Origin of the sequence: Erythrobacter sp. MTPC3 (genome assembly GCF_042854385.1) — a bacterium.
GTDB lineage: Bacteria > Pseudomonadota > Alphaproteobacteria > Sphingomonadales > Sphingomonadaceae > Erythrobacter.
In genome coordinates this window covers 80,547-98,228 of sequence record NZ_BTGP01000002.1, presented here as the reverse complement: position 1 = coordinate 98,228, position 17,682 = coordinate 80,547, and the positions used below count along the sequence as shown (strand labels likewise).

At 56.4% G+C, this 17,682-nt stretch carries 17 protein-coding genes and 1 tRNA gene; 8 read left to right on the top strand and 10 right to left on the bottom strand.

From position 1 onward, the window contains the following. Positions 1-190: 190 nt before the first annotated feature. Entirely contained in the window at positions 191-799 is a 609-nt protein-coding gene (locus ACGHU1_RS03205) for a TetR/AcrR family transcriptional regulator (protein WP_390583389.1), read from the top strand. Positions 800-1,153: 354 nt separating this feature from the next. On the opposite strand, the gene ACGHU1_RS03200 is transcribed toward ACGHU1_RS03205, so the two are convergent. The 3 genes from ACGHU1_RS03200 to ACGHU1_RS03190 all read right to left on the bottom strand — a co-directional run bounded on the left by ACGHU1_RS03200 (position 1,154) and on the right by ACGHU1_RS03190 (position 2,876). Then, positions 1,154-1,456, bottom strand: a complete 303-nt coding sequence (locus ACGHU1_RS03200; RefSeq protein WP_390583386.1) for a HigA family addiction module antitoxin — start codon at positions 1,454-1,456, stop codon at positions 1,154-1,156. After that, complete coding sequence (locus ACGHU1_RS03195) at positions 1,446-1,736, bottom strand: type II toxin-antitoxin system RelE/ParE family toxin (RefSeq protein ID WP_390583384.1); 291 nt, start codon at positions 1,734-1,736, stop codon at positions 1,446-1,448. Before ACGHU1_RS03195 ends, ACGHU1_RS03200 begins: the two co-directional genes overlap by 11 nt. A 768-nt stretch (positions 1,737-2,504) precedes the next feature. Continuing rightward, the gene (locus ACGHU1_RS03190) at positions 2,505-2,876 is read right to left on the bottom strand and encodes a plastocyanin/azurin family copper-binding protein (protein ID WP_390583383.1); all 372 of its coding nucleotides are present in this window, start codon (positions 2,874-2,876) and stop codon (positions 2,505-2,507) included. Between the two features lie 147 nt (positions 2,877-3,023). Between ACGHU1_RS03190 and ACGHU1_RS03185 the strand changes: the two genes are divergently transcribed. The 5 genes from ACGHU1_RS03185 to ACGHU1_RS03165 all read left to right on the top strand — a co-directional run bounded on the left by ACGHU1_RS03185 (position 3,024) and on the right by ACGHU1_RS03165 (position 10,087). Further along, on the top strand, positions 3,024-3,155 hold the full coding sequence (locus ACGHU1_RS03185) for a hypothetical protein (protein WP_390583381.1): 132 nt from the start codon (positions 3,024-3,026) through the stop codon (positions 3,153-3,155). 190 nt (positions 3,156-3,345) lie between these two features. After that, positions 3,346-4,557, top strand: coding sequence for a TetR/AcrR family transcriptional regulator (locus ACGHU1_RS03180; RefSeq protein WP_390583379.1), 1,212 nt, complete (start codon positions 3,346-3,348; stop codon positions 4,555-4,557). 167 nt (positions 4,558-4,724) lie between these two features. Next, positions 4,725-7,727: a TonB-dependent receptor plug domain-containing protein gene (locus tag ACGHU1_RS03175; RefSeq protein ID WP_390583377.1), complete on the top strand. Its 3,003-nt coding sequence runs from the start codon at positions 4,725-4,727 to the stop codon at positions 7,725-7,727. A 72-nt stretch (positions 7,728-7,799) separates the two neighbouring features. Beyond that, positions 7,800-9,098 (top strand): spinster family MFS transporter, encoded by a 1,299-nt coding sequence (locus ACGHU1_RS03170; protein ID WP_390583375.1) that lies wholly within the window; start codon positions 7,800-7,802, stop codon positions 9,096-9,098. 338 nt (positions 9,099-9,436) lie between these two features. Further along, positions 9,437-10,087: a hypothetical protein gene (locus tag ACGHU1_RS03165; protein WP_390583373.1), complete on the top strand. Its 651-nt coding sequence runs from the start codon at positions 9,437-9,439 to the stop codon at positions 10,085-10,087. Positions 10,088-10,178: 91 nt separating this feature from the next. On the opposite strand, the gene ACGHU1_RS03160 is transcribed toward ACGHU1_RS03165, so the two are convergent. From ACGHU1_RS03160 to ACGHU1_RS03145, 4 genes are all read right to left on the bottom strand, one after another. Further along, positions 10,179-10,811 (bottom strand): tyrosine-type recombinase/integrase, encoded by a 633-nt coding sequence (locus tag ACGHU1_RS03160; RefSeq protein ID WP_390583371.1) that lies wholly within the window; start codon positions 10,809-10,811, stop codon positions 10,179-10,181. Positions 10,812-10,995: 184 nt separating this feature from the next. Then, positions 10,996-11,298 carry a HigA family addiction module antitoxin gene (locus ACGHU1_RS03155; protein ID WP_390583369.1) on the bottom strand — a complete coding sequence of 101 codons (303 nt, stop codon included), beginning with the start codon at positions 11,296-11,298 and terminating at the stop codon, positions 10,996-10,998. After that, entirely contained in the window at positions 11,288-11,578 is a 291-nt protein-coding gene (locus ACGHU1_RS03150) for a type II toxin-antitoxin system RelE/ParE family toxin (protein ID WP_390583367.1), read from the bottom strand. The genes ACGHU1_RS03155 and ACGHU1_RS03150 overlap by 11 nt, the downstream gene beginning before the upstream one ends. A gap of 332 nt (positions 11,579-11,910) precedes the next feature. Continuing rightward, positions 11,911-11,997, bottom strand: a tRNA-Leu gene (locus ACGHU1_RS03145). Between the two features lie 208 nt (positions 11,998-12,205). Here ACGHU1_RS03145 and ACGHU1_RS03140 point away from each other — a divergent pair. Then, the gene (locus tag ACGHU1_RS03140) at positions 12,206-13,210 is read left to right on the top strand and encodes a complex I NDUFA9 subunit family protein (protein WP_390583365.1); all 1,005 of its coding nucleotides are present in this window, start codon (positions 12,206-12,208) and stop codon (positions 13,208-13,210) included. Here ACGHU1_RS03140 and ACGHU1_RS03135 read toward each other — a convergent pair. Continuing rightward, positions 13,207-14,109: a dienelactone hydrolase family protein gene (locus ACGHU1_RS03135; RefSeq protein WP_390583363.1), complete on the bottom strand. Its 903-nt coding sequence runs from the start codon at positions 14,107-14,109 to the stop codon at positions 13,207-13,209. The two genes, ACGHU1_RS03140 and ACGHU1_RS03135, sit on opposite strands and share 4 nt — an antisense overlap. A gap of 112 nt (positions 14,110-14,221) precedes the next feature. On the opposite strand from ACGHU1_RS03135, the gene ACGHU1_RS03130 reads away from it, so the two are divergent. Continuing rightward, the gene (locus tag ACGHU1_RS03130; protein WP_390583361.1) at positions 14,222-16,390 is read left to right on the top strand and encodes a PQQ-dependent dehydrogenase, methanol/ethanol family; all 2,169 of its coding nucleotides are present in this window, start codon (positions 14,222-14,224) and stop codon (positions 16,388-16,390) included. 9 nt (positions 16,391-16,399) lie between these two features. Here ACGHU1_RS03130 and ACGHU1_RS03125 read toward each other — a convergent pair whose 3' ends face one another. Together ACGHU1_RS03125 and purU are read right to left on the bottom strand one after the other, a co-directional pair. After that, entirely contained in the window at positions 16,400-16,801 is a 402-nt protein-coding gene (locus tag ACGHU1_RS03125) for a VOC family protein (RefSeq protein WP_390583358.1), read from the bottom strand. A gap of 13 nt (positions 16,802-16,814) precedes the next feature. Beyond that, positions 16,815-17,681, bottom strand: a complete 867-nt coding sequence (purU, locus tag ACGHU1_RS03120; RefSeq protein WP_390583923.1) for a formyltetrahydrofolate deformylase — start codon at positions 17,679-17,681, stop codon at positions 16,815-16,817. Position 17,682 lies beyond the last annotated feature (1 nt).

Sequence of the window (17,682 nt, the reverse complement as noted above, 5' to 3'; positions counted from 1 at the left end):
CGGCCGTTACTCTACGTTATATGAACTGCGTGGTTCAGCTGATTGAACTACCGGGACAAGGTTTTCAACCCTTTTTGCAACTACCGTTATATCATCTATTTGGGGGGCCATCTACGAAGGGGCTTACCGGGGAAAAGGGTGGTTCTTTCTCGAAAAGCACCATTCGATGATCAACTACAAGGCTTCAGAAATGACTGCACCACGCCTCAGTATCCACGAAAAAATTCTCGATGCAGCGGTCGAACAGTTCGCTGCCGATGGTTTCGAGGGTACCAATATGGATGTGATCGCACTCCATGCGCGTGTCGCCAAACCCACGATTTACAATCATTTCAAGGATAAGGCCGCGCTTTATCTGGCGTCGATCGAATATATGCTGAGCCGCAATCGCGCTACTATCGCAAGCCCCTCCTTCGCCCGCCTCCCCGCCGAGGGAGGGCTTTTGAAAGTGGCGCTCGAACTCACCTGGCTGTTCGGTCGCGATGACGACATGCTCATGTTCTGCAAGATGTGCATTGCCGGAAACGACCGGTTCCAGACGGCAACCGATACCTTCCTTCGTAACGGTCCATGGCGCGGGACGGATGAGATCGCGTCCCTGCTTCGTGTCTGGCATGAACGTGGAGAACTGCAAATCGAACGCCCGAGCTTCGCAGCGCGGCAATTGAGTGAATTGTGCAAAACTGATATTTTCGATGCGCGGTTGTTCGGCGGACCGGCCCACGCGACCGAGGAGGAATGTCGTTTCACAGCAGAACAGGCCGTCAAAACGTTTCTGGCGCGTTACGGCGTAGACTGACGAAAGGCCGGGGCGATCGTTACCAGACCTTGGTCGCAAAAGACGTCAGCCATAAACGTGTAGGGACGAGGACGAGGAAGCTCTCGAACGAATGGCATATCACCCCCACCCATTAGTTTTGAAAAGTCGGCGCTTCCGAAAGCCGCGAAACATTCGGACTTTGGATATTTTAAGTGGGCATGATCGGCTCAAACGCGACGCGAGAGCGAACATATTCCCGCACCTTTTCAAACGAGAAGCGGATATTCTGCTATCGGCGTACTTCTAGCCGTTCAACATATCGGCGGAAATCAAACGGGAGCGAGAGTTCGATGACTTTCTTCTGCGTGCTGCGCAGACCAAAGCCGGCGGCTTTCAAGCTGCCTCTGCAAACTTCCTAACTTTGATCTCGTCCTCATGCGCCCGCGCTTGTGCGAGCTCATAGGTTGTCTGCATCCGCAGCAAGGTATCGGCTCTGACTCCGAAGGCCTTCTCGAAGCGGATCGCCATATCGGCAGAGAGGCTGGCATTACCGTTGAGCAGCGTGCTCAGCGCCTGCCGCGAGACACCGAAATGTGCAGCGAGGTCCGTCACGCTAACTCCAGCAGGCTCGACAATCTCGCTTTTCAGCCAGTCGCCGACATGGACTGCAAGCGAGGGATGCATCTTAAGCGCCATGATAATCCTCCATATCCATATCAATCAGCGCGCCGTTCTCATTCAGCTTGAATGTCAGGCGCCAGTTGCGTGTCACGGTCATGGACCAAGTGCCATTCCGGTCTCCCGTAAGTTCATGGAGACCAAAGTTGGGAGGCACAAACAACTCATCCATGCTTTCCGCTGCATCGATGAAGGCAAGCATCTTTCGTAGCCTGCCTGCATCACCTACCAGGCCTTTGGCATTGCCGGTCTCGAAGAACCGTCGCAGACCTTTATGTCTGATGGACTCGATTTCCATGTATCCTATTTATGCGTGACACTCCAAATTGTCAAGCGTCGCGCGACACATGACGTCGGTCAGCGTGCCAGATTTCTTATCAGTTATTTGATAGCCAAGAGACGCGTCGAGCGTTGCGCTTGTGGGCCTCTCGATGTGGTTTTGATAAGAGCCCGCGAAAAGGCCCGCAAAAATTTGAAGCTGGGTCCATGCGGGACAATTCGAACTGAGCGCTTCTGGGCTCGCTTGGAATTCGAAAAAACAAGTAGAGACAACAAGATAGAGTCCTAAACGAGGACTCACATTATCATCTTTTTCTCTTTATATTTCAATGGCTTAAGCCGTTGGTGCCCAGAAGAGGCATCGCACTAATCTTATAACCTCTTGAATTAATTAAACTATTCTCCGGGGTCGTTGAGAAAGGCCCGCAAATAGGACCGCACAATCAACGGTAAGTGCTTCATATTGTTGATATAATTAGCCTTCTTGGCTCATTTCTTCAATTGGAAATTTAGGAAACTCCCTGCTCGATCAGCGCCATTTTGCCTGCACCCGCCTGTCAGGGAACACAGAACTGGAATTCATGGCGATACTCTGATGACAGCAATGCGCCCTAGAAGTGGTCATTTCCGCGCACTGCGGTTTCGACCAGAAGCAGTCATTGGACTAGGGGGCGAGCAGGTACTTGTTTGGAAGACCATTCAGGATTGTATCGCCAAAATCGGATAGTGGGCACTTTTATTGAGCTGAGCAAAAGCTAGGTTCCCCTTAAACATACACTGATCTGAACTAGCCACCGAGGGCTTCGCTCCAGGTCTCCTGCCAAGCCTCTTTCGCCTTGCCGATCTGACGTAGGCTCTTCGCAGCATCAAGGTTTGCATCGCGTCCCTCTCCTTCTACGATCACAAGGCCGACGATGCCGAGGCTGCGATGCGGAAGGCAGTGATAGCTGTAATAGCCAGGCTTGGCGAACTTGACCGAAACCGGCTTGCCGATCTGGCCGCGCCAGCCTTGCGCGCCTTCCGGGATCATGCCGGGCGTCGAGATGCAACTGTGGGTGGGTTTGCTCGATTTGAACGTTACCGTGTCGCCCTTGGCCATCCGCAGGATACGCGGGCTGAACATCATGCGCTCATCAGTGGCTGGGTCCTCGGTTAGCATTTCAACAGTGTGTGAGCGCGCCTGTATGTCACTTTGCCGCTCCCGAGGCTGTGTTCAACAGACTCGGAAAGGGCAGGGCGATTGAACCGCCCGGGGATCGCCGGAGACTCCAACTCTTGAGTAGTTGGAGACCTTATGGACAAGACAATGAACAAGTTTTCGCCGGAGGTTCGCGCCCGTGCGATGCGGATGATATTGGATCACGAAGTCGATTATCTGTCCGGCTCGTCGTCGGTGGCCGACAGGATCGGCTGTGCGCCGCAGAGGCGTCACGAGTGAGTGAAGAAGGCGGAGGTCGACAGCGGTAGCTCTGCCAATCGGAGACAAGTTGTAATTAGTCTAACAGCACCCACGACGTACTTTCCTATTTTACGATTCATCAAATCGGTATGCCAGCGACGGGCTCTCAGCAGCCCCGTCAAATGGGCCGGAGCTTGCATGAAACGTACTTCAGACGCATGAATATGGTATGTCGAAAGCCAAAACCGCGCGCTGGGAAGAGAAGAGAGAGGCCATCCTCGATGCCGCTGCGCGCGTGCTGAACCGCACCGGCTTGTCTGGTTTCAGGCTTGCAGAGGTGGCCAAGGAAATCGGCCTTAAACGACCTAGCATTGTTTACTATTTTGCAAATGCCGAGGAACTGGCCGAGGCGCTGTATGCGCGGGCTCTCGACCAGATCGAAGATCGCGTTACCCTAGCTCAGGCGCAACAGAATGCTCGCGCGCATATAGACAAACTGTTCCAACTTGAACTTTCGCATCACGCCGACGAACGCGAGGGCAAGGCCATTCGCCGTCCCCAGCTAGGCGAAGTGCGCGCCTTGTCGAGCGAACGCAGGCGAAAGCTCGGTACTCGATACCGCAGGATTATCCAGCGCGTTGCCAATATGCTTGGCGACGATGCCCCGCGCTCGAAGCTGATCGAAAGAATCGGCCCTGCGCATATCGTCATGGAAACGCTTTTCTGGCTTCCAGCTTGGCTGGACGAATACGAGCCTTGGGCATTCCAGCAGGTCCGCGAAACACTTGTCGACACTTTGACAAACGGAGTTCTGGCATCGCCTGGCCACCTCCAGACGCACAGACTAGTGGAAAGACCGCGATTTCGAAGCGAGACCATTGATCAGGACGACTACCTTCGCGCCGCCTCGCACCTCATCTGCGATTACGGGATCCGCGGTGCAGCGATCGACCGCGTTTCCGCCGCTCTCGGGGTGACAAAGGGCAGTTTCTATCACCATGTGGCGCAGAAAAACGAGTTGATCGAGGCCTGTTTCGCGCACAGCCAAGATCGCCTCACAGCGATTCAAAAAATGGCCAGTGAGCGCGTATCTCCTGCGGAAGAGCGGCTGTCTTCGGTTCTCACTAGCATTGTTGAGATACAGCTAAGCGGCAATTTTCCCCTGCTGCGTAGTTCCGCACTACCGGCACTCTCAGCCGATGCCCGAGCGAAGATTATCGCTCAGTCCAATCGCAACTTTCGCTGGTTCGCCTCTGAAATTGCCGCGGGTGTTGCCGCAGGTGCATTGCGAAGCTTCGACCCACATATTTCGGCGCAGGTAATCGGCACCGCCATTAATGCGGTCTACGATTTGGGGCGCCTTTATGGTGACGAAATCGGGCCAGACGATACGGCTTTTTATCGCGACCTGCTGATGCACGGAATTCTGTCTCCCAGATAGCATGCACCACCCACTGCAATTCGAAGCTTGCATTAAATTTTTCATAAGCGCAGTATGCTGTTTGCTTGGGAGAGCGAAAAGATAAAAGATAGGCCGAACGGCAAAAGGCACGGCGGCTTCATTTGCATCCCTCCCATGCAAGAGAGAATTATATCCGGGGAGGATACATGAAAACTGTACTTAAGAGCTCAATTGCTCGCAGCGCACTCGGCGCGGCGTTGCTGACTGCGCCGACAACCGTTTTTGCTCAGGCCGATGAGCAGGACGCTGATCCGACGGCACAGGAAGAAGGGCGCACGATCGTCGTTACTGGCTCGCTGATCCGCGGTACGCCGGAGGATACATCGCTTCCGGTCGACATTTTCACCAGCGAAGAACTCTCCCAGGAAGGGATCAGTTCGCCGCTCGATTTCATCAAGGATATTCCTTCGGTCGGCGGCGTGATCGGTGATTCCAATCAGTTTCAGGTGCAGGGCCTTGGTCCAGTCGGCACCATCAATCTTCGTGGTCTGGGTGCAGAGCGCACGCTAGTGCTGCTCAATGGGCGCCGCACAATCGTCTCGCCGGGCGATGGCCTAGTCGACACCAACGCCATGCCGCTTTTTGCGCTTGAGCGGATCGAGTTGCTCAAGGACGGCGCTGCTGTAACCTACGGCTCCGATGCGGTTGCCGGTGTGGCCAACTTCATCACGCGCAAGAATTTTGAAGGCGTCGAGCTACAGGGCGATTATCGCTTCATCAACGATAGCGACGGCGACTGGACCGCGAGCATTCTTGCAGGGATTAATCTTGGCCCGGACGTAAACCTCATGGCAGGCTTTGGCTACCGTCACCGTTCGCCTCTGGCCGCCTTCGATCGCGATTTCTCCAACCTCACGCCTGATATCAATCCTTCGCCTTATTCGGGGATCGTCAATCCGGCGCAGTATTTTCCCGCTTTCCGGGCCACCGGCCCGATCCGCGACGCGCAGCCGGGGCCCAAGCCCAACGCAACCCTCTTGGGCGGCGGCGTTCAAGACGTGGGCTGCACTGAGCTTGGTGGCTTCATCCAGGCCGCGAACGGTCGCTGCCTCTACCAGTATACCGATTACAACAATCTCGTCGAAGAGCAGAATTTCTATCAGGCCTATGCCGCCTTGAACGCGGATCTTGACGACAAGACTCGTTTCAACGTCGACGTGCAGTATTCGTTTGGCGAATTGTTCACGCGCCTGTCGCCGTCCTATCCAGCAACGCAGGGCCCCAACGGACCGGGTCTGACATTCAACTTCTTCGTGCCGGAATCGAACCCGGGTTACCAGACGTTCGTCGATCAGGTTGCAGCGGCCGGCACACCTTTTCCGACCGATGCGGTCGGGGGTTTGCAAAACGGCGCCTCGATCGTGCTGTATCGCCCGTTTGCACTTGGCGGCTTCCCGCTGAGCGATGAATTCCCGTTCGGCAACAAAGCGCAGAACGAGAACGAGAGCTTTCGCATTTCAGCCGGGTTTGATCGGGACATCGGTGACAGTTTCGTCGCGAGCTTACAGGGAACGTATATCGATTCAAGCAGCCTGGCAGTGATCCAGGACACGCTTGGCGTTCGCTTGCAGAACGCGCTCGATGGTCTTGGGGGGCCGGACTGCGATGTAGCGACGGGCACCCCCGGCGCTGGCAATTGCCAGTATTTCAACCCGTTCTCCAACGCGATTGGCGGCAACCCGGTGACGGGCCAGGTCAATCCCTTCTATGTCGGGCCGAACGCCGGTGATCCCACCGTCAACAACAATCCATCCGAGGTGATCGATTTCTTCACCGAGCCTGCTGCCTCCAACCGTCAGAAAGAGCGCCAGGTCGTGCTCGACTTCCTGTTCAGCGGAACGCTCGATTCAATCGATCTTGGCGGTGGCCCGATCGGGCTGGGCATCGGTGCGCAGTACCGGCGATCGGAATTCGAACTTCGCCCGACGAACTTCAGCAGCTCGGTGGACTTCCCCTGTCAGCAGATTGGCGTGACTGACTGTCAGTTCCCGTTGGGACCGTTCATCTTCCAAGGTCCGCTCAATCCGGGCGAAAACACCCAGGATGTCTACGCACTTTTTGGTGAGGTTCAGGTACCAGTCACCGATCAGCTCGAGGTCAATCTCGCCTTGCGCTACGAGGATTACGGCAATCCAATTGGCTCGACGCTCGATCCCAAGGCTTCTGTGCGCTTTGAGGCGACCGATTGGCTGGTGCTTCGCGGCTCGATCGGTTCGACCTTCCGTGCGCCGCTGGCCGGCCAGGTGCTTCCTGGCATTCAGTTCACCAACCTGACGGGCATTAATGCAGCCGGCGGGTTCTTCTTCCCGGTGGACCGTATCGGAAACCCACAGCTCGGCCCGGAAACAGCGTTAACCTACAACCTTGGCTTTGTAGTCAAAGCAGGCGATTTCAACCTGCAGGTCGATTACTTCAATTACGATTTCGAGGGTTCGCTTACGGCAACCCCCGAAAACCCGATCACCAGCGCTGTGTTCAGCGGCCCTGGCGGAACCGCAGACTGCACGAGCCCGCTCGTTCCGTTGATTGGTTTTAACTCGGTTACCTGTGACCCAACTCTGACCGCTTCGACGAACCTTGCGCGCGTCAGCACACAGTTCGTGAATGGTCCGGACACCAAAACTAACGGCTTTGATGTGGAAGCGGATTACAGCTTCTTCCTCGACGATCTGACACTGACGGTCGGGGCCTCGTTCACCTACATTCTGAATTTCGATGTTGATCCGTTCGTCGTAAACGGTGTGACGGTGATCGATGAATTCGACGCGGTGGGCTTCCTGAACGCCGACCGTGCACAGAACTCGTTGTCGGAATTCAAGGCCAACACCTTCCTCAATGCGAACATTGGCGGGCTCAATGCGCGCTATGTATTCCGGTATGCCAGCGGTCTTCGCGACGATCGTTATGACAGCGATCCGACCTTCGGCGCTGCAACCCGGTTTGGTGAAGACATCGACCCGTTCACACAGCACGATTTCACGGTTCTGTACGACTTGCCCTTCGACAGGGCGGACATCCAGTTGCAGGCTTCGGTCGAGAATATCTTTGACGAAGATCCGCCCGCGGCACGCCTTGTGCTGGGATACGATCCGTTCGTGGGCAACCCGCTCGGACGCGTCTTCAGGATTGGTCTGAAAGCCGGTTTCTGATCGAAGTAAATTCTGGAAAGGCCGGGGCGTTGCGCCTCGGTCTTTCTTTTTGGGATCACTGGAAGTTCTTTTATGAACGAAGCTTCTGCAAGCCTTGATAGCGCTGGACAGGCCATCGCGCCGCGAGCGCGCAATGTTACTTTGGCACTGCTCACCATCACCTATTTCTTCAGCTACATGGATCGTCAGATTCTTGCGATCCTGCTCGAAGACATCAAGGCTGACCTACTCCTAAACGACACACAGCTTGGCTTGCTGTCAGGTTTTGCCTTTGCGATATTCTACGCAACGCTCGGCATTCCGGTGGCGGCGCTGGCTGATCGAATGAACCGGGTCAACATCATCTCGATAGCGCTTGCTCTGTGGAGCGGAATGACGGCGGTTTGCGGGCTCGCCCAGAACTTCACCCACCTGTTGCTGGCGCGCATCGGAGTCGGCATTGGCGAGGCAGGTTCCAGCCCGCCCAGCCACTCTATCATCGCCGACCTATACCCGGCCAACAAGCGCGCGCTCGCGCTTTCGATCTATTCGCTGGGCGTCACGCTGGGCGCGGCGGCCGGGCAAATGTTCGGCGGGAACCTCACCTATTTCTTCGACTGGCGCGTCGCCTTTATCGCCATCGGCGTTCCTGGCGTGGTGCTCGCAATCATTGTCAAAGTGTTCGCGACCGAGCCCATGCGCAAGGCAGAGCCGGGCGCCGTAGATGCTACCGAAACTCCATCGATTGGCGAAGGCTTCAAAACGATCTTTGCCAATCGCGCTGCACTATGGCTGATCCTGGGCGTCACGCTAACCTCGATGATCGGTTACGCGCTAACCGGGTGGACCCCGGCCTATTTGATCCGGTCGTTCGGTCTCAACACCTTGCAGGTTGGCAACATTGTCGCCCCGCTTTTGGCCATTGCCGGCGTTGCGAGCGGGCTTGGCAGCGGCTGGCTGGCGAACCGTCTGTCCGATCGCTTCGGCATGTTCGCTCAACCGCTGATGATCGCTGCATTGAAAGCGATCGCGCTGCCCTTCCTCCTCTGGTTCTACTTTGCACAGGATGCGGTGTGGGCCGTGGGCGCTTACCTTGTCGCCGTATTGTTCCAGTCCTGCTATCTCGGTCCGACCTTCGCATTGATCCAGACACTTGCACCGTTGCGGATGCGCGCGGTTTGGGCTGCGGTTACGCTGCTCATAATCAACCTTGTGGGTCTTGGTCTCGGTCCGACGATGGTGGGCGTGATCTCTGATCTGTTTGTTGAACGGCATGGGGACGAATCCCTGCGTTACTCGCTGCTGGTGATCGCCTCATTCACGCCGCTAGCTATCTTTGCCTATTGGCGCTCGTCGGTTGCGCTGAAACAGCAGCCTGTCGAAGCTTTATAGATGGTATTATCAGACTAACCAAGATTTGGTGAGTTCGATGGAGATCGGAACAAATCTTGCTGATCTTCTCAGTAAATTGGCAAGACACATGCAGATCAAAAGCAGGGCAAAGCTAGATATTGATGAACCGAATTCTGTACTAACTTATTTGGAAAATGGTGTTCCGTTAGTCTGACAACGTCATTTTGGAAGCTATTAGGCCATCCCTGCGCGAGGACAGACTATTCAATCTCAGAAAAATGCGTCGCAACTTAATTGTCGTTTCTTCGGGCGATTATTGCCCAAACCAGACAGTCTTCAAACGGCCCAATTGCGGCCATTCGAGGAGGTGCTAGCTTATGGCCATGCGGTATCTAGTCTTTGCTGGCCTGCCTATACTCGCCTTAATGGCGAGTGGCTGTACCGCGGACTTACAAGAAACAAGATGTGGCGCTGCGTCTTCATACGTTGCTCACGAGCTATCAAACGCTGATGGCGAGAAGCTTGTTTATGGTTCTGATGACGATGCGAGCACTTTTGACATCACTTGGATTTCAGAAGGCAAACGCGCTGAAATGATCTCATCTTTTGTGGAGGAACCGTGGATTGACGTTCGCGGAAGATCAATTTGGCAAGGCGCGGACTCGAACAGCATAGGCAAGACGACTGCCGACAGCAGCCTGTTGCGTAAGCTATTTGAGACTGGGAAAGCTACCAATGCAGTTCAGCAATGTCCTTCCGTCAGAAAGGTTTTGAATGACCATCGTATAGACTATGGAGAGGGAGCTGTCCGCGCGGTCAGTGCGATCGAGGACCCTAATCTGGGACAGCATTCAAAGACGATTGCGGATGTATATCTTCCCATTGTGTCCGATGACGGACAGTCTGCAGTGCTGCTAGTTTCGCGTAGTTGGGCTCCGCTGGCCGGTGCTGGAGTAGTTGTAAAAATCGAACGCCAAGACAACGGTGAGTGGACGCCGACCAGAGTTCAACAAATCTGGGTATCTTAGCGACCGCTTTCCACCCTCATTGCAGCCAACCGCACCTTTCCAGGCGCAACCCGAAAGCGGTCGACCAGGTGAGGTCGACCGCCCGAAGGTGTCAGATTTCCGTGCGCTCCGCCAGTAGTAGTGCGTCTTCGACATCGACCCCAAGATAGCGAACGGTGTTCTCGATCTTGGTGTGACCTAGAAGTATCTGAATTGCGCGGATGTTGCCCGTAGCGCGGTAGATCATCGCGGCCTTCGTCCGTCGAAGCGAGTGCGTCCCGTACTCAGATTTCCGTAGGCCAATCGCAGTAACCCACTCATCCACCAAGCGCGCATACTGGCGCGTGCTCATGTGTCCGGCGTGGTCGATCCTGCTTGGAAAGAGGTACTCGCTGGTCGAGCCGCCCCGACGTTCTAACCAGGAAAGCAGGGTTGAACGGACATCGGCTGTGAGCTCGAACTGAACTGGCCGATTGGTCTTCTGCTGGACGACAATTGCCCTAGTGCGGATGTCGGTCCTAGCTATGACGTCGCCGATCTTTATCTTGACCAAGTCGCATCCGCGCAACTTGCTATCGATTGCTAGGTCGAATAGCGCCTTATCCCGTAGCCGACCTTCACGATCCAGATGGAAGCGTATTGCCCAAATCTGTTTTTGTGTCAGTGGTCGCTTTGTGCCGACGGTCTTGCCAGCATTCCACGCTGCACGCGCCTGTATGGCAGGATCAAATCTCGAATAGCCCATTGTCGTTCTCCTCGGCCATGATTGGCCACAAAGAGAACGGTTGCAGCTTGGCGGGAGGTGGGCCGATAGCCGACGGTCAGCTAACGGCCCCGTTTCTGCCGTGCAATGCATGGGCGGGTATCTACCTGGACCTAAAGTTCAGTCACTTTCCGGCGGGCAATTCGCAGACACAGGTCGGTAGCTGTCACGCGGCTTCAGCGAACTTCCCGACTTTGATCTCGTCCTCATGCGCTCGTGCTTGGGCTAGTTCATAGGCTGTCTGCATCCGCAGCAAGGTATCGGCCCTGACCCCGAATGCTTTCTCAAAGCGGATCGCCATATCGGCAGAGAGGTTGGCATTTCCGTTTAGCAGCGTGCTCAGCGCCTGCCGCGAGACACCGAAATGTGCAGCGAGATCGGTTACACTGACACCGGTAGGCTCGACAATCTCGCTCTTGAGCCAGTCACCGACATGGACGGCGAGCGACGGGTGCATCTTAAGCGCCATGATAATCCTCCAGATCCATATCGATCAGCGCGCCTTCTTCATTGACTCTGAAGGTCAAGCGCCAGTTGCGTGTAACGGTCATCGACCAGGTACCTTTCCGGTTTCCTGCAAGCTCATGCAGGCCGAAGTTAGGTGGCACGAAAAGCTCATCGATACCTTCAGCTGCATCAATAAAGGCAAGCATCTTGCGCAGCCTACCGACATCACCCACCAAGCCCTTAGGATTGCCGGTTTCGAAGAAGCGGCGCAGGCCTTTGTGCCTAATGGATTCGATTTCCATGAGGTCAACCTAACCATCACACCTCGCGTTGTCAAGCGTCACGCGACGATTGACACGTCTCGTTCAGGCGGGATGTGACAAGGTCGACTCTCGAAAATGGGTCGCCGAAGAAAGCGTTTGCGGGCCTCGGAATGTGGTTTTCTGGGAAGCCCACAAAAAGGCCCGCAAAAATTTCAAGCTAGATCGATCCGGGACAATCAGAGATTCGAACGCCTGAAACCGTTAGGCACTGAAAGAGAACGAAAAAGACGTGCCGAGACAAGAGTTTGGAGAACCAATGTGAGTCCTCTAAAACAGCCAATTTCTCTAAGTATTTCAATTACTTAAATCGATGGTGCCCAGAAGAGGACTCGAACCTCCACGCCCTTGCGAGCGCCAGCACCTGAAGCTGGTGCGTCTACCAATTCCGCCATCTGGGCACCGGGAGCGAGCATCTTCGGATGTGCTCGCTGGGTAGGGGCGGGCCAATAGCGAGGGCGGCGCGTGCCTGTCAACGACTCATATTCACCGGCAGTGGCTATTACGGTGTTGATTGGCCATCTCGGCATTGAACCAGCTGCGCCGAAAGACTAAATGCACGGCACGCTCTCACTTCAGAAATTCACGCCCGCACGGGACCCGTTTGCCATGACCTCAACCTCGCCTCTTACCGATAAGCTAATCACTGTTTTTGGCGGGAGCGGCTATATCGGTAATTATGTTGCGCAAAGCCTGCTTGAACGCGGTGCGCGCCTGCGAATTGCCAGCCGCAATCCTGAAAAGGCGCACGATTTGCAGCCGCTCGCCAATCTAGGCCAGCTTCAATTTGCACGCTGCGATATTACCAAAGCTGACAGCGTGGCAGCCGCGATGCACGGCGCCGATTATGCCGTAAATCTGGTCGGTGCGTTTGAAGGCAATCTTGATGAGGTCATGGGCGAAGCGCCTGGAACAATCGCACGCCTTGCCAGCGAGAACGGTATTACGGCCATGGTGCATGTCAGCGCGATAGGGCCAGACGCCGATTCCAGCGCAGCCTACGCACGTGGAAAAGCGAAAGGCGAAGAGAATGTGCGCGCTGGCTATCCCAATGCGACGATCATGCGCCCCTCGATCGTTTTTGGGAAAGACGACAACTTCCTCAATATGTTCGGGCAGATGATCGAGATGCTTCCGGTTCTCCCCGTGTTCGGGCCGGATGCAAAGTTGCAGCTGGTCTTTGCCGATGACGTGGCAGAGGCGATTGCCGTTGCGCTTGAAAACCCTGCCGAACATGGCGGTCACATTTATGAACTGGGCGGGCCAGAACAGCTTTCGATGATGGAGATAAATCAGCGTATCGCCGAAGCTCAGGGCCGCAAGCGCCGCTTCATCGCGATGCCGGATGGATTGTCAGGTGCGTTTGCCAGCATGCCGGGCACACCAATGAGCAAGGATCAATGGACCCTGTTAAAACCCGGCAGCACGGTCAGCGGTGAACATCGTACGTTCAAAGAGCTAGGCATTGAGCCGCGCCCACTGGGCCTGTTTCTCGACAAATGGATGACCCGCTACCGCAAATTCGGGCGCTTTGGTCGTAGCAATGAACGAAACAAAGAGCGTGAAGCACGAGGCGCTGATGCGCCTGGGACCGGCGCAGGGGCCAACTCCTAAAGCGTCGCTGAATACAGCGCGACAAGCTCGCTATAAGCCTGATCGGCCGCTGCTTCGTTGTATGCAGGACTGTCAGGCACGGTCCAGCCGTGATCACCGGCGAACACTTTCACCCGGGCTGCGCGGCCAGCGGCCTCTGCCGCTTCGGAGAATGTCACTTTCGCTTGCGGGTCTTCGGCATCGTCATCCTGCGCAACAGCGATCAGATAGCTCGCCTGTGACTGGTCCAATACCTTATGCGGGCTCATTGGGTTATCCTCTCGCACCAGCCCGCCTCCGTGGAAGCTGGCAGCTGCCTTGACCCGGTCAGGGACAGCGGCGGCGCTCCAGACGGTGAACGGGCCGCCCATGCAATATCCCTGTGTGCCAATCCCGCGCGAGGTGTCTACCTGGTCCTGAGCGTCGAGCCATTCCACAATTGCGCTGGCGTCCCTCATGATTGCTTCGCCATCGAGTTTTGAACGCCACGGACGGACTTTCTGGAAACCCTGCTGATCGATGAAGGTTGCGAAGTCGGCAAACTGCTCGCCTTTTACGTCCCGGTAATAGGGGTTGGCGACGAAAACGGCATACCCTTCGTTCGCAAGGCGCATGGCCATTTCAATTTTCGATTGCCGCAAACCGGCGACATCGGGCCACAGGATGACACCGGGATATTGCCGGTCAGCTTCTGGAAAGACGAAAAATCCGTCCATTGTGCCATCTGCGGTCGGGAAAGAGACAGCCTTGCTGACCATGCTGATACCGCGGGAACCGCCCGCGGGCGTATCTGAAATGGCGCTGCCCGTGCTGGCGGCAGGTGCGCAAGCCGTAACCGCTGCGGCCCCTGCAATCGCACCGAATTGACGGCGGCTAAGAGCATCCTTGGCCCAGCTTTTGAGTTTGGCTTCATCGCACATCGTGGTCTCCTGCTGGCGCCGCAGCGTCCGAAAATTGTTTCTTGTAAGACGACACTTATGGACAAGAGTTCCCTCCCACGGCAACATTCAATCCGAGAGGGAGAGTTTTGGGATGATTATTGGAAAGTGGGCGCTGCCTATATGTATGATTGGTGCGGTATCGCTTGCCGGCTGTGACGGAATGCTGGAGGGATCGTCAGAGAATAGCGGCATAACTGCCCCTCTCCTGATCAGTGCCGACGAAGATACGGCCAACTGGATGACGCATGGTCGCACCTATTCTGAACAACGGTTTTCACCGCTTGATCAGATCAACACCGATACCGTCGGCGATCTTGGCCTCGAATGGTTTGCCGATATGGACACAGCGCGCGGTCAGGAGGCCACTCCGCTGGTCATTGATGGCAAGATGTACCTCACTACCGCGTGGAGCAAGGTGAAGGCGTTTGACGCAGCAACCGGCGCTCCGCTGTGGGATTACGATCCGCAGGTGCCGGGCGAAACAGCGGTCAAGGCGTGCTGCGACACGGTCAATCGCGGACTGGCTGCGTGGGGCAACAGCCTGTTTCTGGGCACTCTAGATGGCCGGCTCGTCTCGCTCGACCGGGATACCGGCGAAGTGCAGTGGGAGACCGTGACGGTTGATCAGGCACAAAGCTACACTGTGACAGGCGCGCCCCGCGTCATCGATGGCAAAGTCATCATAGGCAATGGCGGAGCGGAATTTGGCGTTCGCGGCTATATCGCTGCATATGATGCGTCAGACGGGTCCGAACTGTGGCGGTTCTACACTGTGCCAGAGGGGACGGAGGACGACGCCTCGCCAGAATATCTGCAAGCAGCTGCGCAGACATGGAACACCGATGTGCTGGCGGCAAATGACGCGATAGGCGGCGGCGGCACGGTCTGGGATTCGATGGCGTATGACCCGGATCTTGACCTGCTTTACATCGGAGTTGGCAATGGTTCGCCGTGGAACCGCGCCTATCGTTCTCCGGGCGAAGATGGCACTGGCGAGGGGGACAATCTATACCTCTCAAGCATCGTCGCGATCCGGCCTGGAACCGGCGAATATGTCTGGCATTACCAGACCACGCCGGGCGAGACGTGGGATTTCACCGCCACTCAGCACATCATGCTGGCCGATATGGAGATCGACGGAGAAGAGCGTCAGGTCCTGATGCAGGCGCCCAAGAACGGGTTTTTCTATGTCATCGACCGTGCCACCGGCGAATTCATCAGCGGCGACCCTTACGTCACGGTCAATTGGGCATCTGGCATCGGTGATGATGGGCGCCCGATTGAAAATCCAGAAGCCCGCGTCGACAAAACCGGACTTCCCGCGTTGGTCACTCCCGGCGCGCTAGGCGGTCACAACTGGCATCCGATGGCGTATCACCCCGGCGAAAATCTTGTCTACATTCCGGCATTCGAAGCTGGCATGATCTATGCCCCGGAAGAAAATTGGAAGCCGGACCGCGCACGTGGTTTCAATGTCGGGTTCAACCTCGGCGCGGGCGATCTGCCGCCCGATATGGGCATACGCCGTCAGGTTAGCGACAGCCTGAAAGGGATGCTGGTCGCATGGGATCCGATTGCGCAGGAACCGCGCTGGACGGTCGAGCATGAGGGGCCGTGGAATGGCGGCCTGCTTGCAACCGGCGGCGATCTCGTTTTTCAAGGCACCGCAGGAAGCGAATTTAATGCCTACAACGCCGGAACGGGAGAAAAGCTGTGGTCGTTCGCTGCCCAGACAGGCGTTGTTGCGCCTCCCATCACCTACACCGTTGATGGAGAGCAATACGTCGCCGTCCTCGCTGGATGGGGCGGTGCCTATGCCTTGTCCGTCGATGGCGGGCTGGTGTCGAGCAAGGCGCCGGTTCGAAACGTCTCACGTTTGATGGTGTTCAAACTGGGCGCGCAGGGCGAATTGCCGCCAGAAATGGAACTGGCTAGCCTGCCGCTAGACCCTCCGCCGAGCCGGGCGAGCGCGGAGACGATCGCCCTAGGATCTGAGAAATATGCGCGCTATTGCGCCGTGTGCCATGCTCCGGCTGCCGTTGGATCGACAGTGCTTCCCGATCTGCGCCGCGCCGGATCGCTGGGCAACCGTCAGGCATGGGAAGCGGTCGTTCATGGCGGTATGCTTAAAGATAATGGCATGGCGTCCTTCGCCGAATCTCTCAGCAAGGAGGAGATCCAGGCTATCCGGGAATACGTCATATTCCGCGCAAATCAGGACAAGGCGATGGAACCCAGCGGGCAAATAGCGCGCAAATAAACCGCGCGATCAATCCGCAAAGAAGTTCAATTCCAGCAGGACATTGTTCGGGTCTGAGGTAAAAATCTGCCTCAGACCCGCCGAAGATACTTCATTGATCGTGTAATCTGCACCGCGAGCGTCCAGCCGCGATTTCACTTCGCCAAAATCATTGCAGCGCAGCGCGACATGATGGATCGCACCGGTTTCAGCTCCGGGTTCGACCTTACGATCGAAATGCCGGGGGAAGTCGGCCGAGTTCAGGTGCAGGATCGCGATGCCGCTGCGATCAACCATCCAGCGCACCTGATCAGACCTCATCGGAGGCGGGCCGTCGCGTTCTTCAAGATCCAGTAATTCGCGATAAAACATCGACGTTTCGGCCAGCTTGTCGGTGATGATGTTCACGTGGTCCAGCCGCTCGACAATCATTATACTGGCTCCTTCAACCCCGGAAAACGACGGTCCGGTTGCCGTTCATCAGCACCCGTTCCTGCGCAAACAGCCGCACTGCCTCTGCCAGCACGCGGCGTTCGATATCGCGTCCCTTGCGCACCAGATCGGCCGCACTGTCAGCGTGGGTTATCCGTTCCACATCCTGATGGATGATTGGCCCTTCATCAAGGTCGGCGGTCACGAAATGAGCGGTTGCGCCAATGATCTTGACCCCGCGCTCATGCGCCTGATGATAGGGCCGCGCACCTTTGAAACCGGGCAGGAAGCTGTGGTGGATGTTGATGCAGCGCCCGGAAAAATGCGCTGACTGGTCATCGGAGAATATCTGCATATACCGCGCCAGCACCACGAGTTCCGCATCGGCGTCATCAGCAATGCGGCGAACCTCAGCCTCTTGGTCCGCTTTGGTGGATTTGGTGACCGGCAAATGATGAAAAGGGATGCTGCCAAGATCGGCCTGCGTGGTCTGCGCAAGGGCGTGGTTGGAGATGACAGCGACCGGATCAATATTCAGCTCGCCTGATCGCCAGCGGTAAATGAGGTCCACCAGACAATGATCGAACTTGCTTACCATGATGATCGTCCGGCGCGGGCGGTCTTGCGCCTTGATGGACCATTCCATGGCGTAATCACTGGCCAGCGGGACGAAGTCATCGCGCAGGCTCTGCGCGGCTGTGCCAGTCGGATCAAACGCAACCCGCATAAAGAACCGGTCAGCCCCGGTGTCGCCGCCGCGGTCATTGAACTGCTGCGCGTCTAGGACGTTGCAGCCCCGATCATAAAGAAATCCCGTGACCCGCGCGGTGATACCGGGGCGATCAGCGCAGCTGAGCGTCAGGATTAACGGCTGCGACACA

Coding starts and splice junctions, on each gene's coding strand:
- ACGHU1_RS03205 (WP_390583389.1), top strand. CDS start 191: ATGACTGCACCACGCCTCAGTATCCACGAAAAAATTCTCGATGCAGCG.
- ACGHU1_RS03200 (WP_390583386.1), bottom strand. CDS start 1,456: ATGGCGCTTAAGATGCATCCCTCGCTTGCAGTCCATGTCGGCGACTGG.
- ACGHU1_RS03195 (WP_390583384.1), bottom strand. CDS start 1,736: ATGGAAATCGAGTCCATCAGACATAAAGGTCTGCGACGGTTCTTCGAG.
- ACGHU1_RS03190 (WP_390583383.1), bottom strand. CDS start 2,876: ATGCTAACCGAGGACCCAGCCACTGATGAGCGCATGATGTTCAGCCCG.
- ACGHU1_RS03185 (WP_390583381.1), top strand. CDS start 3,024: ATGAACAAGTTTTCGCCGGAGGTTCGCGCCCGTGCGATGCGGATGATA.
- ACGHU1_RS03180 (WP_390583379.1), top strand. CDS start 3,346: ATGTCGAAAGCCAAAACCGCGCGCTGGGAAGAGAAGAGAGAGGCCATC.
- ACGHU1_RS03175 (WP_390583377.1), top strand. CDS start 4,725: ATGAAAACTGTACTTAAGAGCTCAATTGCTCGCAGCGCACTCGGCGCG.
- ACGHU1_RS03170 (WP_390583375.1), top strand. CDS start 7,800: ATGAACGAAGCTTCTGCAAGCCTTGATAGCGCTGGACAGGCCATCGCG.
- ACGHU1_RS03165 (WP_390583373.1), top strand. CDS start 9,437: ATGGCCATGCGGTATCTAGTCTTTGCTGGCCTGCCTATACTCGCCTTA.
- ACGHU1_RS03160 (WP_390583371.1), bottom strand. CDS start 10,811: ATGGGCTATTCGAGATTTGATCCTGCCATACAGGCGCGTGCAGCGTGG.
- ACGHU1_RS03155 (WP_390583369.1), bottom strand. CDS start 11,298: ATGGCGCTTAAGATGCACCCGTCGCTCGCCGTCCATGTCGGTGACTGG.
- ACGHU1_RS03150 (WP_390583367.1), bottom strand. CDS start 11,578: ATGGAAATCGAATCCATTAGGCACAAAGGCCTGCGCCGCTTCTTCGAA.
- ACGHU1_RS03140 (WP_390583365.1), top strand. CDS start 12,206: ATGACCTCAACCTCGCCTCTTACCGATAAGCTAATCACTGTTTTTGGC.
- ACGHU1_RS03135 (WP_390583363.1), bottom strand. CDS start 14,109: ATGTGCGATGAAGCCAAACTCAAAAGCTGGGCCAAGGATGCTCTTAGC.
- ACGHU1_RS03130 (WP_390583361.1), top strand. CDS start 14,222: ATGATTATTGGAAAGTGGGCGCTGCCTATATGTATGATTGGTGCGGTA.
- ACGHU1_RS03125 (WP_390583358.1), bottom strand. CDS start 16,801: ATGATTGTCGAGCGGCTGGACCACGTGAACATCATCACCGACAAGCTG.